A 16,588-nucleotide genomic window follows, 5' to 3' on the forward strand; every position below is an offset into this window, starting at 1 on the left:
GTACTTCCTGTTTCGATTTAGTTGGCAATTTAGGTAGCAAACATGCAGACCCCGCACATTCTTATCGTTGAAGACGAGTTGGTAACACGCAACACGTTGAAAAGTATTTTCGAAGCGGAAGGCTATGATGTTTTCGAAGCGACAGATGGCGCGGAAATGCATCAGATCCTCTCTGAATATGACATCAACCTGGTGATCATGGATATCAATCTGCCGGGTAAGAACGGTCTTCTGTTAGCGCGTGAACTGCGCGAGCAGGCGAATGTTGCGTTGATGTTCCTGACTGGCCGTGACAACGAAGTCGATAAAATTCTCGGCCTCGAAATCGGTGCAGATGATTACATCACCAAACCGTTCAACCCGCGTGAACTGACTATTCGTGCACGCAACCTGCTGTCCCGTACCATGAATCTTGGTACTGTCAGCGAAGAACGTCGTAGCGTTGAAAGCTACAAGTTCAATGGTTGGGAACTGGACATCAACAGCCGTTCGCTGATCGGCCCTGATGGCGAGCAGTACAAGCTGCCGCGCAGCGAGTTCCGCGCCATGCTTCACTTCTGTGAAAACCCAGGCAAAATTCAGTCCCGTGCTGAACTGCTGAAGAAAATGACCGGCCGTGAGCTGAAACCGCACGACCGTACTGTAGACGTGACGATCCGCCGTATTCGTAAACATTTCGAATCTACGCCGGATACGCCGGAAATCATCGCCACCATTCACGGTGAAGGTTATCGCTTCTGCGGTGATCTGGAAGATTAATCGGCTTTACCACCGTCAAAAAAAACGGCGCTTTTTAGCGCCGTTTTTATTTTTCAACCTTATTTCCAGATACGTAACTCATCGTCCGTTGTAACTTCTTTACTGGCTTTCATTTTCGGCAGTGAAAACGCATACCAGTCGATATTACGGGTCACAAACATCATGCCGGCCAGCGCCACCATCAGCACACTGGTTCCCAACAACAGCGCGCTATCGGCAGAGTTGAGCAGTCCCCACATCACACCATCCAGCAACAACAGCGCGAGGGTAAACAACATGCTGTTGCGCCAGCCTTTCAATACCGCCTGCAAATAAATACCGTTCATTAACGCCCCAATCAGACTGGCGATTATCCATGCCACGGTAAAACCGGTATGTTCAGAAAGCGCCAGCAAGAGCAAATAAAACATCACCAATGAAAGCCCCACCAGCAAATATTGCATTGGGTGTAAACGTTGCGCGGTGAGCGTTTCAAAAACAAAGAACGCCATAAAAGTCAGTGCAATCAGCAGAATGGCGTACTTAGTCGCACGGTCCGTTAATTGGTATTGATCGGCTGGCGTCGTCACTGCGACGCTAAACGCCGGGAAGTTTTCCCAGCCGGTATCATTGCCTGAAGCAAAACGCTCACCGAGATTATTAGCAAACCAGCTGCTTTGCCATTGCGCCTGAAAACCAGACTCGCTGACTTCCCGTTTGGCTGGCAGAAAATCACCTAAAAAACTGGGATGCGGCCAGTTGCTGGTTAAGGTCATTTCGCTATTACGCCCGGCAGGCACCACAGAAAGATTGCCGGTACCGCTTAAATTCAGTGCCATATTCAGCTTCAGGTTCTGCTTCCGCCAGTCCCCTTCGGGTAAAGGGATATGCACGCCCTGCCCGCCTTGCTCTAACCCGGTGCCGGGTTCAATGGTCAGCGCCGTTCCGTTAACGTCAGGTGCTTTCACCATACCTATACCGCGCGCATCCCCGACGCCAATCACAATAAATGGCTTGCCTAAGGTGATATTTGGCGCATTGAGTTCGCTAAGACGCGAAACATCAAAATCGGCTTTTAGCGTTAAATCACTATGCCAGACCTGACCGGTATAAATCCCAATCTTGCGTTCTTCTACGTTCTGATTGCCATCAACCATCAATGACTCAGGTAACCAAAAATGGATAAAACTTCGTTTCCGCTCCACGGTTTTATCCTCTTCCTGCACCGTATAAAGCTCGGTCACAGGAATAGCGATGAGCGGCCCAACGAGTTTTTGCGGCCCGCTGGTACTTTGCCGAATCGCATCTTCCACATCGCTACGGTAATCGGCACGTTCGACAATCACCTGCCGAATCAGCATTATCGGAATCAACAACAGCAATACTGCAGCAAACAGGGTGGTCATTTTCCAGAACAGGGGGGATTTCAACATAGTCTTCTCCTTTGCAATGGCCGCAGGTTACAAAGGCTATGTGGGAAGAATTTGAAGCTATGTGAAGTGACGGTGAAGTCGAAGCGAAGCCAGCACACCGCCTTGTGGCACGTTGCACAGTGTGACTTCGCCATTAAGCAAACGGGCAACCTCACTGACGAACGCTAACCCCAGACCACTACTTTTTTGCCCATTCGCACGCGGCAAAGAGTAAAAGCGCTCAAAAACACGCGACAGGGCGTAGTCAGGAATACCACTACCGGTATCCAGCACCTTAAGCGTAACGTGTTCATGATCCACTTCAGCGCTTAGCGTTATGCTACCGCCCTCGGGGGTAAAATCGATGGCGTTATCCAATAAATTCCCCAGAGCCTGCTCCAGTAACGCCGATTCAGCAGCAACGTTAACCTCGGTGGGCATAACATGTAGAGTGATGTTTTTTTCCGCCAACTGCACGGTGCGCGCTTCGCTGATGCGGCGAAATAATGCCGCCACATCAACAGCAGTCAGAACGACTTCCTGACGATTCTCCAGTCTTGCCTGGCGTAGTAACGTTTCCACCAGCGCCTGCATTCGCGCATTTTGTGTCAGAATGTTGTCAGTAAAACGAGCCACCACTTCCGGCGGCGGACCTTCGCGTAAAATTTCCGCCGCACCACGAATCGCCGCCAGTGGGCTTTTTAGCTCATGAGTTAACGCATAAACATACTGCTCAATATAGTTTTTCCCTTCCAGCTTCACGCGCATACTTTCCAGCGCCTGAGCGAGTTTACGCAGCTCGCTACTACCGAGATCGGGGAGAGGAACGGGCTTATTGTCAGTGACAGAATCAGCATAGCGAGTGAGCCGGGCAATGGAGCGGTTGATCCACCAAACCATGCCTGCGCCAATCACCAGTGCAATCCCCAACAAAATGGCGCTGGCCCATAAAATTCGCCGCTCGCTGCGCTTAATGACCGGAGCCATCGCCGCGTTCGGTTTGCCTACGCTCAAAACGCCAATAAGCCGCGAGCCGTCCATAATTGGCGCGGCAACATACATCACAGAACTTTCGGGATCGTCAGGATTTTGCAACGTGCTGCGCGCACCATACTGACCACGCAACGTTAGCCAGACGTCATTCCAGCGCGAGTAATCCTGTCCAACGGCTTTATTTGCCGAATCGAACAATACTTTGCCCTGCGCATCAGTCATGTAGACATGATATTCATTACGAACTTTGTGAATGCCACCGATATTGGCGCGAAACGGGCGATGTTGTAGCTGATTAAACGCCTGCGCCAGTTGCCCATGCGTTGGATCACCAGAGAGCAAATCAGAACGCGCCAGCTCCGCCAGCAATGTTGCGGTGTCGATCAACGTTCCCTCCGTTGCTCTTCGCACGCCCGGTTTAACTTCTTTGACAAAAATTGCCAGTACGAACCAGGCCGCCACTGCCACCAGTAAAAAATAGCCCAGCAACAACCTCATGCCGATACGCATTACAGTCCCCTCAGGCTATATCCCATGCCGCGATGAGTATTAATCGGGGAAAGATCGGGGTTAATGGCGCGCAGCTTGGCACGCAACGTTTTGATGTGGGTATCGACGGTGCGATCGTAGGTGTCCTGCGCATCTTCCCACACGCTATCCATCAGTTGCTGGCGGGACCAGACGCGGCCCGGCGACTTGAGTAATGTTTTCAGCAGCAAAAACTCATACCGCGTCAGCGTTAATGGCGTGTCAAACCAGCTGATCTGCGCCGCAGGTTCATTCAATTCAAAATGACCAATACGGATAACGGGAGACGGCGTCGAGAACTTCCTCACCCGACGCAGTAAGGTGCGCACTCTGGCGCACACTTCGCGAGGTGAAAACGGTTTAGCCACGTAGTCGTCAGCGCCAATTTCCAGCCCAAGCAGGCGATCGACCTCTTCACTTCGGGCCGTCAGGAACAGTACAGGTAACGCCGGATGGAGCGCCAGTAACTGGCGGCACAATTCAAAGCCGCTGATATCAGGCAAACCAACATCGAGAATCATGACATCGGGAACCTGCTGGCGAGCTTTATCCAGCACCGGCAAGCCTCGCTCAAAGACCTCGACGTCAAAACCTTCCTGTTGCAACATGTAGACTAGCGTGTCGGCTATCCCTTGCTCGTCTTCTACTAACCAGACCGTTTCCCGTTGCATAAATCGCCTCTGTTATTGCCGCCACGGCATGACAGGAACCGCGCTAATCGCGTTTTTCGGCGAACCTTCTACGACTTTGTCGGAGTAAGCCAGGTAAGCGAGCGCGTTGCGTTTAGCGTCATAAAAGCGTACGACCTGTAACGACTTAAAGACCAACGACGTGCGTTTTTTGAATACTACCTCGCCCTGAGCTTTGCCGTTTTTAATGCGATCTGACAGTTCAATCGGCCCGACTTGCTGACAAGAAATAGCCGCATCGGAAGTATCTTCCGCCAGGCCCAATCCCCCTTTAATACCGCCGGTTTTCGCCCGGCTCACATAGCAGGTGACATTTTTCACATCGGGATCGTCAAAGGCTTCTACGACAATTTTGTGATCAGGGCCGATCATTTTAAATACAGTGTCGACCGAACCAATCTCTTCTGCATGAGCCAACGGCCCCAGCATTATCAGGCTTAAAGACAGAATCAAATGCTTGTATTTCATATTGTTACCATTTTTATCTATTACATGAGCAATTAGTTCACCACGATAAATAACATATTGATTAAGAACAAAATCTCAATACTTTTATTTCCGTCAAGCCCTAAAACATACGCTACTAAGAAAAAAACACTGAATGCTAAAACAGCAAAAAATGCTATTATCCAATTACCTGATGTCAGGTGCTCGTTGTTGAAAGGATGAGGATATTTTATGGATCAGGCCGGCATTATTCGCGACCTTTTAATCTGGCTGGAAGGTCATCTGGATCAGCCCCTGTCGCTCGACAATGTAGCGGCGAAAGCAGGTTATTCCAAGTGGCACTTACAGAGAATGTTTAAAGATGTCACTGGTCATGCTATTGGCGCGTATATTCGTGCTCGTCGTTTGTCGAAATCGGCGGTCGCACTACGCCTGACTGCGCGTCCAATTCTGGATATCGCGCTGCAATACCGCTTCGACTCTCAACAGACATTTACTCGCGCATTCAAGAAGCAGTTTGCCCAAACTCCTGCTCTTTACCGCCGTTCTCCTGAATGGAGCGCCTTTGGTATTCGCCCGCCGCTGCGTCTGGGTGAATTCACCATGCCAGAGCACAAATTTGTCACCCTGGAAGATACGCCGCTGATTGGTGTTACCCAGAGTTACTCCTGTTCGCTGGAACAAATCTCTGATTTCCGCCACGAAATGCGCTATCAGTTCTGGCACGATTTTCTTGGCAACGCGCCGACCATTCCGCCTGTGCTCTACGGCCTGAATGAAACGCGTCCGAGCCAGGATAAAGACGACGAGCAAGAGGTGTTCTATACCACCGCATTAGCCCAGGATCAGGCAGATGGCTATGTATTGACCGGGCATCCTGTGATGCTGCAAGGCGGTGAATATGTGATGTTTACCTATGAAGGTCTGGGAACAGGCGTGCAGGAGTTTATCCTGACGGTATACGGAACGTGCATGCCAATGCTTAACCTGACGCGCCGTAAAGGTCAGGATATTGAGCGATACTACCCGGCAGAAGATGCCAAAGCGGGAGATCGCCCAATTAATCTGCGCTGTGAACTGCTGATTCCGATCCGTCGTTAACGCTGCAGCTCATCTAATGCAGGGGCGTCCAGATGCGAGATGTCCCCTGCGGTTTCAACCACCCAGCCAGACGCCAGCCACAAGCTTTCCTGATAATCCACGCGCGAAATAGAACAGTTACGCAGACGTAAGCGACGCTCTGCCCATGCTGGTAATCCGAGAATCGTACTCACCAGGCATCCCAGTGCAATACCGTGGCTCACCAGCAGCGGTCGGCTTCCCTGCGGTAATTCCCGACAAGATTCCAGTGCCGCATTGACACGATCGCTGAGCTCCTGCATAGACTCGCCTTCAGGAATACGTCCGTCGACAGTGCCATTGACCAGCTGGCGACGCCAGTTTTCTTCTTCTTCGGTGAGTGAATCGATATTTCTTGTTTCCAGTACACCCATATTTAATTCACGCAGACGAGGATCAAGGAGAATATCGCAGCCGCAGGCCTGGGCGATGATTTCCGCCGTGCGGCGGGTACGCCCTAAATCGCTACTGATGATATGCGTAATGCCAAGCTCTTTGGCACGGGTCGCCACCTGCATCGCCTGTTGCTCACCTTTGGCAGTCAGCGGGCTATCAGACTGGCCCTGAATACGTCGCTCGGCGTTCCACTGGGTTTCACCGTGGCGGACTAGGTATACCTGTAACATGCTTTTTTTCCGTATACTGCTGTAACGTTAATTTTCTGAGTAATGCTGATTATGCACCAAGTTGTCTGTGCGACCACCAATCCCGCTAAAATTCAGGCCATTCTGCAGGCATTTCACGAGATCTTCGGCGAAGGATCCTGCCATATTGCATCCGTTGCCGTCGAGAGCGGTGTACCGGAACAGCCCTTTGGCAGTGAGGAAACGCGCGCTGGCGCACGAAATCGGGTGGCAAATGCTCGCTGTTTACATCCAGAGGCTGATTTTTGGGTGGCGATTGAAGCAGGGATTGATGGTGACAGCACCTTCAGTTGGGTGGTGATTGAAAACGCCAGCCAGCGTGGCGAAGCGCGTTCGGCAACTTTGCCGTTGCCTGAGGTGATTCTGGAGAAAGTGCGTAAAGGCGAGGCGCTCGGCCCCGTGATGTCGCGTTATACCGGCATTGATGAAATTGGCCGTAAGGAAGGGGCGATTGGCGTGTTTACCGCCGGTAAGCTCACTCGCGCCAGCGTTTATCATCAGGCGGTGATTCTGGCACTAAGTCCGTTTCATAATGCGGTGTATTAAACGCCTGATGCGACGCTGCCGCGTCTTATCAGGCCTACAAATATATCGAAATTAATCGCTTTTCAGCAATATATCTTCCAGCCACTGGCGCAGCTCGACAGGCGCGGCTTTCAGGCTGTTAGATCCACGCGTAATCGTCGCGATGCCCGCGCCGAGTTCATTTTTCAACTCACGCTGGCTCATTTCGCCGCGCAACAGCTCTTCGACAATACGCACGCGAGTCCCCAACGCTTCGCGCTCATCTGGCGTCAGCATCAGGTTTAACAACGGTAAATGGAGATCGTTTTGGTAGGCATTCTTAAGCAGGTCGACAAAACGTAACCACTCCTGGTGACGCTGTTCTGCCATCGCTGCTGAATAGGGTGATTGTTGGGCCATAATATGTCGCCATTGTTAGCGGGGGAAGCAAAATGCCTCCCCCGATTGTACTCGCTAAAGAGTACGATAGCATATCATAAACGTGCGGATCAGTAACGACGTCCCCATTCCGTGGCGCTCATCAACGTTGGTTTATCCCCCATGAAATAGCGGTAGTAAGCGTCATAAGCCAGCACGTTCTTCACATAACCGCGCGTCTCGGAGAACGGAATACTCTCGACAAATGCCACTGCGTCGATACGACCAGCGCTGTTGCCGAGCCAGGTGCGCACTCGTCCAGGTCCGGCGTTATAAGCTGCTGAGGCGAAAATACGGTTATTGCCAAACTGCTGATAAACATATTGCAGGTAACTGGTGCCGATGTTGATGTTCGTTTCCGGATCCAGCAATTGCCCAGGGCTGCTGTAGCCAGGAATAGAGAACATCTTCACCGTATGGGTCGCCGTACCAGGCATAATCTGCATCAGCCCGCTGGCCCCTACCGGTGATTTCACTTTCGGATTCCAGGCGCTCTCCTGACGGGCAATCGCCATCGCATAGCTTTGCGGGATCTCCTTACCGCTGGTGTAACGTTTGAAAAAATCGTTGTAGGCCAGCGGGAATCGTTCTTCCAGATGATCCCACAACTTCCCGGCGATCGTCGCCTGAACGCTGAGATCCCACCATTGGTTGTTGAAAGCATACCGTGCCAGCTGTGCCTGCTCTGTTTTTGACTTGCTCTTCACCAGATTGGCCCACTCGCTACGCGCGGTGTTATCGAGATTCCAGTACATCAACTCGCGCACGCGCGCCATCTCCGGCCCCTGAGTCAGGGTGCTGTCAACATTCTGCGGCGCTTTATCAATCTTCAGCTCATACTCTTCGCCGATGCGCTGTGCAGCAACCATCGGGTAGAAACCACGCTGTTGCATAAGTTGATGCAGAATCTCTTTCGCTTCAGCTTCACGTCCGCGTTCCAGCAATAAATCGGCCTGCCAGTAACGCCATTCATCTTTCTCTTTCGCTTCCATCGGCAAACGCGCCAGCCAGGTATTCAGGCCACGCCGATCGCCAGTACCAAGCGCCATCCGCACTCGGCGTTCAATCAACGAGGTGGATTGCGAGCGCATAATGGCGTCATCGCGCCATTTCGCCTGCTCGTCGGTGACATCGTTGCCCATCAAACGCCAGGCGACGATATCGCGCAGTTCCTGAATCTGATCTTCATTAAGCTGCTGTGCCTGAGCAAGCGATGGAATCATCAGCCGTGCATTTTCAGCATCCTGCCGCGCCACGCTGGCAAACGCCACCGCCGCCATTTGACGGGTAAAATCGGTCGCACCGGTTGTACGCGCGAAGGTCAGTACCGTATTAGGGTTGTTCGCCAGAGAAATAATCGCCGAGGCGATAGTCTGGTAATCAGCAGGCATCTGACCTGCCAGCACTGTCACCAGCCCCGTGTTACCCGCTTTCATCGCCAGACGGATACGCTCCAGATACGCCAGCGGATCTTGTTTGCCTGACGCACGCCAGACACTAAATAACTTGTCACAAGCGTTAGGCTGGCTCTTGCCGGTTAGCCACAACTCTTTCGCCCCTTGCCAGGCTTCTTCACTCTGCCCGGTATTCCATTTCGCATAGTAGTAATTACATTGCGCTTCGGTAGTTCCGGGCTTTTCCGGGCTAAAGGCTAACAAGCCACGCCAGTCTTCACGCCGCGCCAGTTCATTGACGAAACGAGATTGCAGCGTGCGAGCGGGAGGAAGCGTGGGGTTAGCGCGAACAAAGTTAGTGACCGTCACCGCCGGTTGATTCATCAGGTCATCGGTGATCTGGCGGTATTCCAGATAGGGATAAAGTGGATAATCCTTCAATCCAGGCATCATTTGTTCGACCACATCCATTTGTCGATTATCCCAGGCCTGCTTAATTTGCGCGTAACGGCTACGCTGCTCATCCAGTGAGTCGGCTCGCGCCACGCTGCTGACCGTCAGCAGACAGACACCGACAGCCAACAGCCGCCAGGTAACGTGTTTGGCTTTTTCCACAAGCGCATCCTCTAAGTGTCAATACATCAATGCAGCGTCATGCCGCGTAATAGATTTATGCTAACCAGTCATTGCCGTTTACGCCACGTTACGGACACTTTTTTACTTTTACTGCGAGGGTGATCGACCGGCTGGGATTAGATAAGGAAACAGGCTACACTTCGCCTTTGAAAACTCATCATCACGATAAACATAGAGGCGAAGTCCAACGTGGCTCAATTCGTTTATACCATGCATCGTGTCGGCAAAGTTGTTCCGCCGAAACGTCATATTTTGAAAAACATCTCTCTGAGTTTCTTCCCTGGGGCAAAAATTGGTGTCCTGGGTCTGAACGGCGCGGGTAAGTCTACCCTGCTGCGCATTATGGCGGGCATTGATAAAGACATCGAAGGTGAAGCGCGTCCGCAACCGGATATCAAGATTGGTTACCTGCCGCAGGAACCTCAGCTGAACCCGGAACACACCGTGCGTGAGTCCATTGAAGAAGCGGTTTCTGAAGTGGTTAACGCTCTGAAACGTCTGGATGAAGTGTATGCGCTGTACGCCGATCCGGATGCCGATTTTGACAAGCTGGCCGCTGAACAAGGCCGTCTGGAAGAGATCATTCAGGCTCATGACGGTCATAACCTGAACGTTCAGCTGGAGCGTGCGGCGGATGCGCTGCGTCTGCCGGACTGGGACGCGAAAATCGCTAACCTTTCCGGTGGTGAGCGTCGTCGTGTGGCGTTGTGCCGCCTGCTGTTGGAAAAACCAGACATGCTGCTGCTCGACGAACCGACCAACCACCTGGATGCCGAATCCGTGGCGTGGCTGGAACGCTTCCTGCACGACTTCGAGGGTACCGTGGTGGCGATAACCCACGACCGTTACTTCCTCGATAACGTTGCAGGCTGGATCCTCGAACTTGACCGCGGTGAAGGTATTCCGTGGGAAGGTAACTACTCCTCCTGGCTGGAGCAGAAAGATCAGCGTCTGGCGCAGGAAGCTTCACAAGAAGCAGCGCGTCGTAAGTCGATCGAGAAAGAGCTGGAGTGGGTACGTCAGGGAACTAAAGGCCGTCAGTCGAAAGGTAAAGCACGTCTGGCGCGCTTTGAAGAGCTGAACAGCACCGAATATCAGAAACGTAACGAAACCAACGAACTGTTTATTCCACCTGGACCGCGTCTGGGCGATAAAGTGCTGGAAGTCAGCAACCTGCGTAAATCTTACGGCGATCGTCTGCTGATTGATGATCTGAGCTTCTCGATCCCTAAAGGGGCGATCGTCGGGATCATCGGTCCGAACGGCGCGGGTAAATCAACCCTGTTCCGTATGATCTCTGGTCAGGAACAGCCAGACAGCGGCACCATCACTTTAGGTGAAACGGTGAAACTGGCATCTGTCGATCAGTTCCGTGACTCAATGGATAACAGCAAAACCGTTTGGGAAGAAGTTTCCGGCGGGCTGGATATCATGAAGATCGGTAACACCGAGATGCCAAGCCGCGCCTACGTTGGCCGCTTTAACTTTAAAGGGGTTGATCAGGGTAAACGCGTTGGCGAACTCTCCGGTGGTGAGCGTGGTCGTCTGCATCTGGCGAAGCTGCTGCAGGTTGGCGGCAACATGCTGCTGCTCGATGAACCGACCAACGACCTGGATATCGAAACCCTGCGTGCGCTGGAAAACGCCCTGCTGGAGTTCCCGGGCTGCGCGATGGTTATCTCGCACGACCGTTGGTTCCTCGACCGTATCGCCACACACATTCTGGATTACCAGGATGAAGGTAAAGTTGAGTTCTTTGAAGGTAACTTTACCGAGTACGAAGAGTACAAGAAACGCACGCTGGGCGCAGACGCGCTGGAGCCGAAGCGTATCAAGTACAAGCGTATTGCGAAGTAATGCGTAAAATGCCGGATGCGGCGCGCCAGCATCGCATCCGGTAATAGTTAAATGATTAATGGGAGGCAAGTTCCCGGAAAAAGGCAGGATTTTCTTTAATTGTGGCAAGTACTTTTGCAGCCAATCCCGTAGGATTTCTTCGCTTCGATTCCCAGCTTTTAATGGTATCCACACTGGTTCCCAGAGCTTTTGCCATCTCACTTTGCGAAACGTTGAGTTGCTCACGAATAGCTTTAACATCCGCAATTTCGTAGCGGGTCACCCGTGCAGGTTCTTTTAAACCTTGTTTAATCTCGACAGCCTCTTCCAGAGAGGTTTTCAACTCATCAAAAAAACTCATTTTATACCTCACCTTTGAGCAGTTTCGTCAACTTCTTTAGTTGAGCTTTTTCCGTATCTGTCAGACTGTCTTTGGCATTCTTCGGATAGGCCATAATCAAATAAATAATCTCTTCCGTCGCCAGAAAGTAAATTATTCTGACACTACCACTTTTTCCCTGTGAACCCGCAGCCATTCGGACTTTACGCAATCCACCAGTCTGCTGAATGAGATCACCTTTATCGGGAGTTCCGATGAGTTCTTTTTGCAATTCCTTTAATTCATCATCGGTTGCAATCTGCTTGATCTGACGCGTAAACATTGGCGTCTCTATAAATATTATCGCCTTGCCCATTACCCCTCCCTGGCAGGTACATTGTACACCAAAATGGAGTACTAAGTACACTTTTGAATCAGTAATATCACTCAACATCTTATAAAGATGATTATCCCTGCTCCCCCATCATCTCCCGCACCAACTCCACGCAGCGCAGGAAACGGCTGTCGTAATCGTCCTCTTCAACCCGCACAAATTCGATATTGTTCTCTTCCAGCATCTCCACCAGCAAGTTCTGGAACTCTTTGCGATCCACCGAACTGCCGAGACTGCGTAAACCATCCGCCACCCACGGCGTGTTGTTCTCCAGCAGAATCACCAGATCAAAACGGTATTCATCGATCAGCGCCTGTACGAACGGATGCTCGCGCCCTTCGTACTTTTTGCAGAACGCCTGAGTTGTCACAAAATCGGTGTCGATAAACGCCACTTTATTGGCATATTTTACTGCAAAATCAATATATTGAGCGTGTCCAAGTGCGATTTTATCGTAGTCGGAATACTGCAATGCAATCTCATCGCCGCCAAGATGCGAAAAGACATAATCGCGACCATATTCCCATGCACTGGTAGTGTTGAAGATATTGGCAAGTTTGTTTACCAGGGTGGATTTACCGCTCGATTCGCCGCCGAGGATCGCCACGGTGCGCACAAAGAACGGCTTCACTTCGGTAGGAATATATTCCCAGTAGCGGAACGGATTTTCGCGGATCTGCGCACCACTGATACTCATAAAAGTACGTTTCGGATCGACCAACACCGTTTCGATCCCCAGATGTTCCATATACTGCGGCGCGTCGGCTTCTTCCGAGGTGTAGATCAGATCCGGCTGGATCCCTTTTTCAGCCATAAACTTTTTGATGCCGTTGCTCCACACATCCCAGCCATGCGGATACGGCTCCATGCCCTCTTCGTTGAAGGCATGAATGCGAATATTTTTCTGATATTTAAAAGTTTGCAATAACCAGCGCAGACGATCCGGCACCGTGGGCTGCTGCGACATGGCGCTATCTTCGAACAACGCGCGGTCGCGGGTATCGTCAAAGCCCATAATGATATGCAGTTCGTCAACCTGACTACAGGCACGCTGGATAAGGTAGATATGTCCGGTATGCAGCGGGTAAAACTTACCGAATACAACACCAATAGTTTTCTTCTGCCGGGGAAATTCAAGTCCCAAATAACGGTGCAACGCCTCCAGCTTTTGCGCGCTGGGGCTTTTAATTTTGGCATTCAGTAACTGGCTTAAATACCCTTTGGTCATACCGCTGGCATCAGCCACCTGCTGTAGCGTACAGCCCTGTTGCTTGATGGCAGTTTTCAGATAATCAAATGACGACATATCTCCCTCCCTATCTCTCATTATAAGTCGTCGAACACGCTAAGCGCGTCGGAGAGTTTTTTAACGCCAAAAATCTGCATCCCTTCCGGCGCTTTTTTCGGCACGTTGGCTGCCGGAACAATCGCCCGCCGAAAACCATGTTTCGCCGCTTCAGAGATTCGTTCCTGACCGCTGGGCACCGGGCGGATCTCCCCTGCCAGCCCGACTTCACCAAACACCACCAGATCCTGCGGCAGTGGTCTGTCGCGCAGGCTGGAAACCATCGCCAGCAGTAACGCTAAATCGGCACTGGTTTCCGTCACCTTCACGCCGCCGACCACATTCACAAATACATCCTGATCGGCCATTTGCAACCCACCGTGACGGTGCAGCACCGCCAGCAGGATTGCCAGACGGTTTTGCTCCAGCCCTACTGCGACGCGGCGTGGATTCGCCATCATCGAGTGATCGACCAGCGCCTGAATCTCCACCAGCAACGGACGCGTTCCTTCCCATACCACCATCACTGAACTACCAGAGGTCACTTCATCGCCGCGGCTTAAAAAGATGGCGGAAGGGTTGCTAACTTCACGCAGCCCCTGTTCAGTCATCGCGAAGACGCCCAGCTCATTCACCGCGCCGAAGCGGTTTTTATGGCTGCGCAGGGTGCGAAAACGGGAGTCGGCATCGCCGTCCAGAAGCACCGAACAGTCGATACAGTGTTCCAGCACTTTAGGGCCAGCCAGCGAACCATCTTTGGTTACGTGTCCCACCATGACAATCGCCACACCGCGCGTTTTGGCGAAGCGCGTCAGATAAGCCGCCGTTTCACGCACCTGTGCCACGCTGCCAGGCGATGACTGAACATCCGCCATATGCATCACCTGGATGGAGTCAATGACCATCAGCTTCGGTTGCTCTTCTTCGGCAATCAGGCAGATCTGTTCGATGCTGGTTTCCGACAACATATTGAGATTGTCAGTCGGCAGGCCGAGGCGATGAGCGCGCATTGCCACCTGTTGCAGCGACTCTTCGCCGGTGACATACAGCGTTTTCATCTGCTGGGCCAGTTTGCACAGCGTTTGCAGTAACAGCGTGGATTTCCCTGCGCCTGGATTACCGCCAATCAGAATGGCGCTTCCCGGCACCACCCCACCGCCTAATACGCGGTCGAACTCTTTAAATCCGGTTGAAAAACGCGGCAACTCCTCAAGGCTGATATCGGAAAGTTTCTGGACTTTTGCCACCCCGGCGCTACCGGCATAGCCACTGAGACGCTCGTTACGCGCCACCGTTGGCGACGCAGCAAGACGCACCTCGGTGATGGTGTTCCAGGCATGGCAGGCGCTGCACTGCCCCTGCCAGCGCGGATAATCGGCCCCGCATTCATTACAAACAAAGGCGCGTTTTGGAGCTTTTGCCACGGTGTACCTCGTTAATGCTGTGCCGCCCGCAGGATGACGGGCGGGCAATTACTTCTGATTCAGGCTGCCAGAGAGGATGCAGAATACCCCCATCAGGTCAGCGTGACGGATGGTGACTTCCGTCTTTTCATTCACTTTTGGCTTGGCATGGTAGGCAATCCCCAGACCTGCCGCTTTGATCATCGGCAGGTCGTTGGCACCATCGCCAATCGCCACGGTTTGCGCCAGCGGGATTTCATACTCCTGCGCCAGACGGGTCAGGGTTTTCGCTTTATACTGAGCGTCTACAATGTCGCCAATCACATTACCGGTAAATTTACCGTCCATGATCTCCAGTTCATTGGCTACTACGGCGGTCAGGCGCAGCTTATCGCGCAGGTATTCGGCAAAGAAGGTAAAACCGCCGGAGGCAATCGCCACTTTCCAGCCCAGCGTTTCCAGCTTGAGTACCAGTTGCGTTAAGCCTGGCATCAGCGGCAAATTTTCACGCACCTGTTGCAGAATATTGGCGTCAGCGCCTTTCAGCGTTGCCACTCGACTGCGCAAGCTGGCAGCAAAATCGAGTTCGCCGCGCATCGCCCGCTCGGTTACTTCCGCCACCATCTCGCCGGTTCCGGCCAGTTTGGCAATTTCGTCAATACATTCAATCTGAATGGCGGTGGAATCCATGTCCATCACCAGCAGACCTGGCGTGCGCAGATGCGGAATTTTCCCCAGCGGCGCGACATCCAGTTGTGCTTCATGGGCCAGGCGCGTAGCCCGGGCGGTAAGCGAACCTGCCAGACGAATCACCTGATAATCTTCCACGCACCAGGCGGCAACAATCACCATCGCCGCGCCCAGTTTGCTCTGGTATTGGGTCAGACGTTGTTTATCCAGCCCACGACCATACAGCAGCCAGCCGCTACGACCTGCGTGGTAATCCAGTGGCATCACTTCATCACCACTTAATGAAAGAGGCAGACCAGGCCATAAAGAGACATCTTCAGGCAGGTCGCACCAGGTAATGTTAGGCATTAAGGCTCCTGTAAAATCGTTCGAAGCAGGGAAAATAACGCATGAGGCTACCTTGTATCCATTGCTTCTGGCAACATTAAGTCTCAAATTTTCAAAGGGTGGAAGATGGCTCGCACAAAACTGAAATTCCGGCTGCATCGGGCAGTGATTGTCCTGTTCTGTCTTGCCTTGTTAGTGGCGCTGATGCAGGGGGCATCATGGTTTAGTCAAAACCACCAGCGACAGCGTAATCCACAGCTGGAAGAACTGGCCCGCACCCTGGCGCGTCAGGTGACGCTGAACGTTGCACCGCTGATGCGTACCGACTCGCCGGATGAAAAACGTATTCAGGCGATCCTCGATCAGTTAACGGATGAAAGCCGCATCCTCGACGCGGGCGTGTATGACGAACAAGGCGATCTTATCGCCCGTTCTGGCGAAAGCGTCGAAGTGCGTGACCGGCTGGCGCTCGACGGTAAAAAAGCGGGCGGCTATTTTAACCAGCAGATTGTCGAACCCATTGCAGGGAAAAATGGTCCGCTTGGCTATCTGCGCCTGACGCTCGACACCCATACGCTCGCCACTGAAGCCCAACAGGTGGATAACACCACTAACATTTTACGCCTGATGTTGTTGCTCTCGCTGGCAATCGGCGTAGTGCTGACCCGCACGCTGCTACAGGGTAAACGCACCCGCTGGCAGCAATCCCCCTTCCTGTTAACCGCCAGCAAACCGGTGCCGGAAGAGGAAGAAAGCGAGAAAAAAGAGTGACCCATTACTACAAGAAAGGAA

Annotated in this window: 17 protein-coding genes; 5 read left to right on the plus strand and 12 right to left on the minus strand. The window is 52.3% G+C overall.

The window, feature by feature from the left end; genetic code table 11:
- The first annotated feature begins 42 nt into the window (after window positions 1-42).
- Window positions 43-759: a two-component system response regulator ArcA gene (gene arcA / locus AACU19_RS04650; RefSeq protein WP_001194358.1), complete on the plus strand. Its 717-nt coding sequence runs from the start codon at window positions 43-45 to the stop codon at window positions 757-759.
- A 59-nt stretch (window positions 760-818) separates the two neighbouring features.
- Here the strand turns inward: arcA and creD are convergent, their stop codons facing one another.
- Genes creD through creA form a run of 4 tightly spaced genes read right to left on the minus strand, consistent with a single transcriptional unit; the run spans window position 819 to window position 4,828 of the window.
- The gene (gene creD, locus AACU19_RS04655; protein ID WP_105278741.1) at window positions 819-2,171 is read right to left on the minus strand and encodes a cell envelope integrity protein CreD; all 1,353 of its coding nucleotides are present in this window, start codon (window positions 2,169-2,171) and stop codon (window positions 819-821) included.
- A 57-nt stretch (window positions 2,172-2,228) separates the two neighbouring features.
- A complete protein-coding gene (gene creC / locus AACU19_RS04660) occupies window positions 2,229-3,653 on the minus strand; it encodes a two-component system sensor histidine kinase CreC (RefSeq protein WP_105278742.1) in 1,425 nt (474 codons plus the stop codon).
- Window positions 3,653-4,342 carry a two-component system response regulator CreB gene (creB, locus tag AACU19_RS04665; RefSeq protein ID WP_001188688.1) on the minus strand — a complete coding sequence of 230 codons (690 nt, stop codon included), beginning with the start codon at window positions 4,340-4,342 and terminating at the stop codon, window positions 3,653-3,655. Before creB ends, creC begins: the two co-directional genes overlap by 1 nt.
- A 12-nt stretch (window positions 4,343-4,354) precedes the next feature.
- A complete protein-coding gene (gene creA / locus AACU19_RS04670) occupies window positions 4,355-4,828 on the minus strand; it encodes a protein CreA (protein ID WP_000875487.1) in 474 nt (157 codons plus the stop codon).
- A 210-nt stretch (window positions 4,829-5,038) separates the two neighbouring features.
- On the opposite strand from creA, the gene robA reads away from it, so the two are divergent.
- The gene (gene robA, locus AACU19_RS04675) at window positions 5,039-5,908 is read left to right on the plus strand and encodes an MDR efflux pump AcrAB transcriptional activator RobA (RefSeq protein WP_000371666.1); all 870 of its coding nucleotides are present in this window, start codon (window positions 5,039-5,041) and stop codon (window positions 5,906-5,908) included.
- On the opposite strand, the gene gpmB is transcribed toward robA, so the two are convergent.
- The gene (gpmB, locus tag AACU19_RS04680; protein ID WP_000942355.1) at window positions 5,905-6,552 is read right to left on the minus strand and encodes a 2,3-diphosphoglycerate-dependent phosphoglycerate mutase GpmB; all 648 of its coding nucleotides are present in this window, start codon (window positions 6,550-6,552) and stop codon (window positions 5,905-5,907) included. The genes robA and gpmB overlap by 4 nt on opposite strands.
- 51 nt (window positions 6,553-6,603) lie before the next feature.
- On the opposite strand from gpmB, the gene yjjX reads away from it, so the two are divergent.
- Complete coding sequence (gene yjjX / locus AACU19_RS04685; RefSeq protein WP_105278765.1) at window positions 6,604-7,116, plus strand: inosine/xanthosine triphosphatase; 513 nt, start codon at window positions 6,604-6,606, stop codon at window positions 7,114-7,116.
- 51 nt (window positions 7,117-7,167) lie between these two features.
- Here yjjX and trpR read toward each other — a convergent pair whose 3' ends face one another.
- Together trpR and sltY are read right to left on the minus strand one after the other, a co-directional pair.
- The gene (gene trpR / locus AACU19_RS04690; protein WP_105278743.1) at window positions 7,168-7,494 is read right to left on the minus strand and encodes a trp operon repressor; all 327 of its coding nucleotides are present in this window, start codon (window positions 7,492-7,494) and stop codon (window positions 7,168-7,170) included.
- Window positions 7,495-7,583: 89 nt separating this feature from the next.
- Window positions 7,584-9,521, minus strand: a complete 1,938-nt coding sequence (gene sltY, locus AACU19_RS04695; protein WP_046082000.1) for a murein transglycosylase — start codon at window positions 9,519-9,521, stop codon at window positions 7,584-7,586.
- 210 nt (window positions 9,522-9,731) lie between these two features.
- Between sltY and ettA the strand changes: the two genes are divergently transcribed.
- A complete protein-coding gene (gene ettA / locus AACU19_RS04700) occupies window positions 9,732-11,399 on the plus strand; it encodes an energy-dependent translational throttle protein EttA (protein WP_000046749.1) in 1,668 nt (555 codons plus the stop codon).
- A 55-nt stretch (window positions 11,400-11,454) separates the two neighbouring features.
- Here ettA and nadS read toward each other — a convergent pair whose 3' ends face one another.
- The 5 genes from nadS to serB form a co-directional block, all read right to left on the minus strand.
- Complete coding sequence (nadS, locus tag AACU19_RS04705) at window positions 11,455-11,739, minus strand: NadS family protein (protein WP_000007436.1); 285 nt, start codon at window positions 11,737-11,739, stop codon at window positions 11,455-11,457.
- Window position 11,740: 1 nt separating this feature from the next.
- Complete coding sequence (locus AACU19_RS04710; protein ID WP_000513551.1) at window positions 11,741-12,073, minus strand: type II toxin-antitoxin system RelE/ParE family toxin; 333 nt, start codon at window positions 12,071-12,073, stop codon at window positions 11,741-11,743.
- Window positions 12,074-12,164: 91 nt separating this feature from the next.
- Window positions 12,165-13,397, minus strand: coding sequence for a multifunctional transcriptional regulator/nicotinamide-nucleotide adenylyltransferase/ribosylnicotinamide kinase NadR (gene nadR, locus AACU19_RS04715; protein WP_000093833.1), 1,233 nt, complete (start codon window positions 13,395-13,397; stop codon window positions 12,165-12,167).
- A gap of 20 nt (window positions 13,398-13,417) precedes the next feature.
- Window positions 13,418-14,800: a DNA repair protein RadA gene (gene radA / locus AACU19_RS04720; protein ID WP_001029698.1), complete on the minus strand. Its 1,383-nt coding sequence runs from the start codon at window positions 14,798-14,800 to the stop codon at window positions 13,418-13,420.
- Window positions 14,801-14,848: 48 nt separating this feature from the next.
- Window positions 14,849-15,817, minus strand: coding sequence for a phosphoserine phosphatase (serB, locus tag AACU19_RS04725; RefSeq protein WP_001132947.1), 969 nt, complete (start codon window positions 15,815-15,817; stop codon window positions 14,849-14,851).
- 105 nt (window positions 15,818-15,922) lie between these two features.
- Between serB and AACU19_RS04730 the strand changes: the two genes are divergently transcribed.
- On the plus strand, window positions 15,923-16,567 hold the full coding sequence (locus AACU19_RS04730; protein ID WP_000124615.1) for a YtjB family periplasmic protein: 645 nt from the start codon (window positions 15,923-15,925) through the stop codon (window positions 16,565-16,567).
- Window positions 16,568-16,588 lie beyond the last annotated feature (21 nt).

The sequence above is a fragment of the Escherichia sp. MOD1-EC4550 genome (genome assembly GCF_963876935.1).
In the GTDB taxonomy this organism is placed as follows: Bacteria; Pseudomonadota; Gammaproteobacteria; order Enterobacterales; family Enterobacteriaceae; genus Escherichia; species Escherichia coli_F.

Bases quoted from the DNA above. Each gene is read 5' to 3' on its own strand.
- creB (WP_001188688.1), bottom strand. From the start codon at position 4,342: ATGCAACGGGAAACGGTCTGGTTAGTAGAAGACGAGCAAGGGATAGCC.
- creC (WP_105278742.1), bottom strand. From the start codon at position 3,653: ATGCGTATCGGCATGAGGTTGTTGCTGGGCTATTTTTTACTGGTGGCA.
- robA (WP_000371666.1), top strand. From the start codon at position 5,039: ATGGATCAGGCCGGCATTATTCGCGACCTTTTAATCTGGCTGGAAGGT.
- arcA (WP_001194358.1), top strand. From the start codon at position 43: ATGCAGACCCCGCACATTCTTATCGTTGAAGACGAGTTGGTAACACGC.
- nadS (WP_000007436.1), bottom strand. From the start codon at position 11,739: ATGAGTTTTTTTGATGAGTTGAAAACCTCTCTGGAAGAGGCTGTCGAG.
- gpmB (WP_000942355.1), bottom strand. From the start codon at position 6,552: ATGTTACAGGTATACCTAGTCCGCCACGGTGAAACCCAGTGGAACGCC.
- serB (WP_001132947.1), bottom strand. From the start codon at position 15,817: ATGCCTAACATTACCTGGTGCGACCTGCCTGAAGATGTCTCTTTATGG.
- AACU19_RS04730 (WP_000124615.1), top strand. From the start codon at position 15,923: ATGGCTCGCACAAAACTGAAATTCCGGCTGCATCGGGCAGTGATTGTC.
- creA (WP_000875487.1), bottom strand. From the start codon at position 4,828: ATGAAATACAAGCATTTGATTCTGTCTTTAAGCCTGATAATGCTGGGG.
- yjjX (WP_105278765.1), top strand. From the start codon at position 6,604: ATGCACCAAGTTGTCTGTGCGACCACCAATCCCGCTAAAATTCAGGCC.
- trpR (WP_105278743.1), bottom strand. From the start codon at position 7,494: ATGGCCCAACAATCACCCTATTCAGCAGCGATGGCAGAACAGCGTCAC.
- AACU19_RS04710 (WP_000513551.1), bottom strand. From the start codon at position 12,073: ATGGGCAAGGCGATAATATTTATAGAGACGCCAATGTTTACGCGTCAG.
- creD (WP_105278741.1), bottom strand. From the start codon at position 2,171: ATGTTGAAATCCCCCCTGTTCTGGAAAATGACCACCCTGTTTGCTGCA.
- nadR (WP_000093833.1), bottom strand. From the start codon at position 13,397: ATGTCGTCATTTGATTATCTGAAAACTGCCATCAAGCAACAGGGCTGT.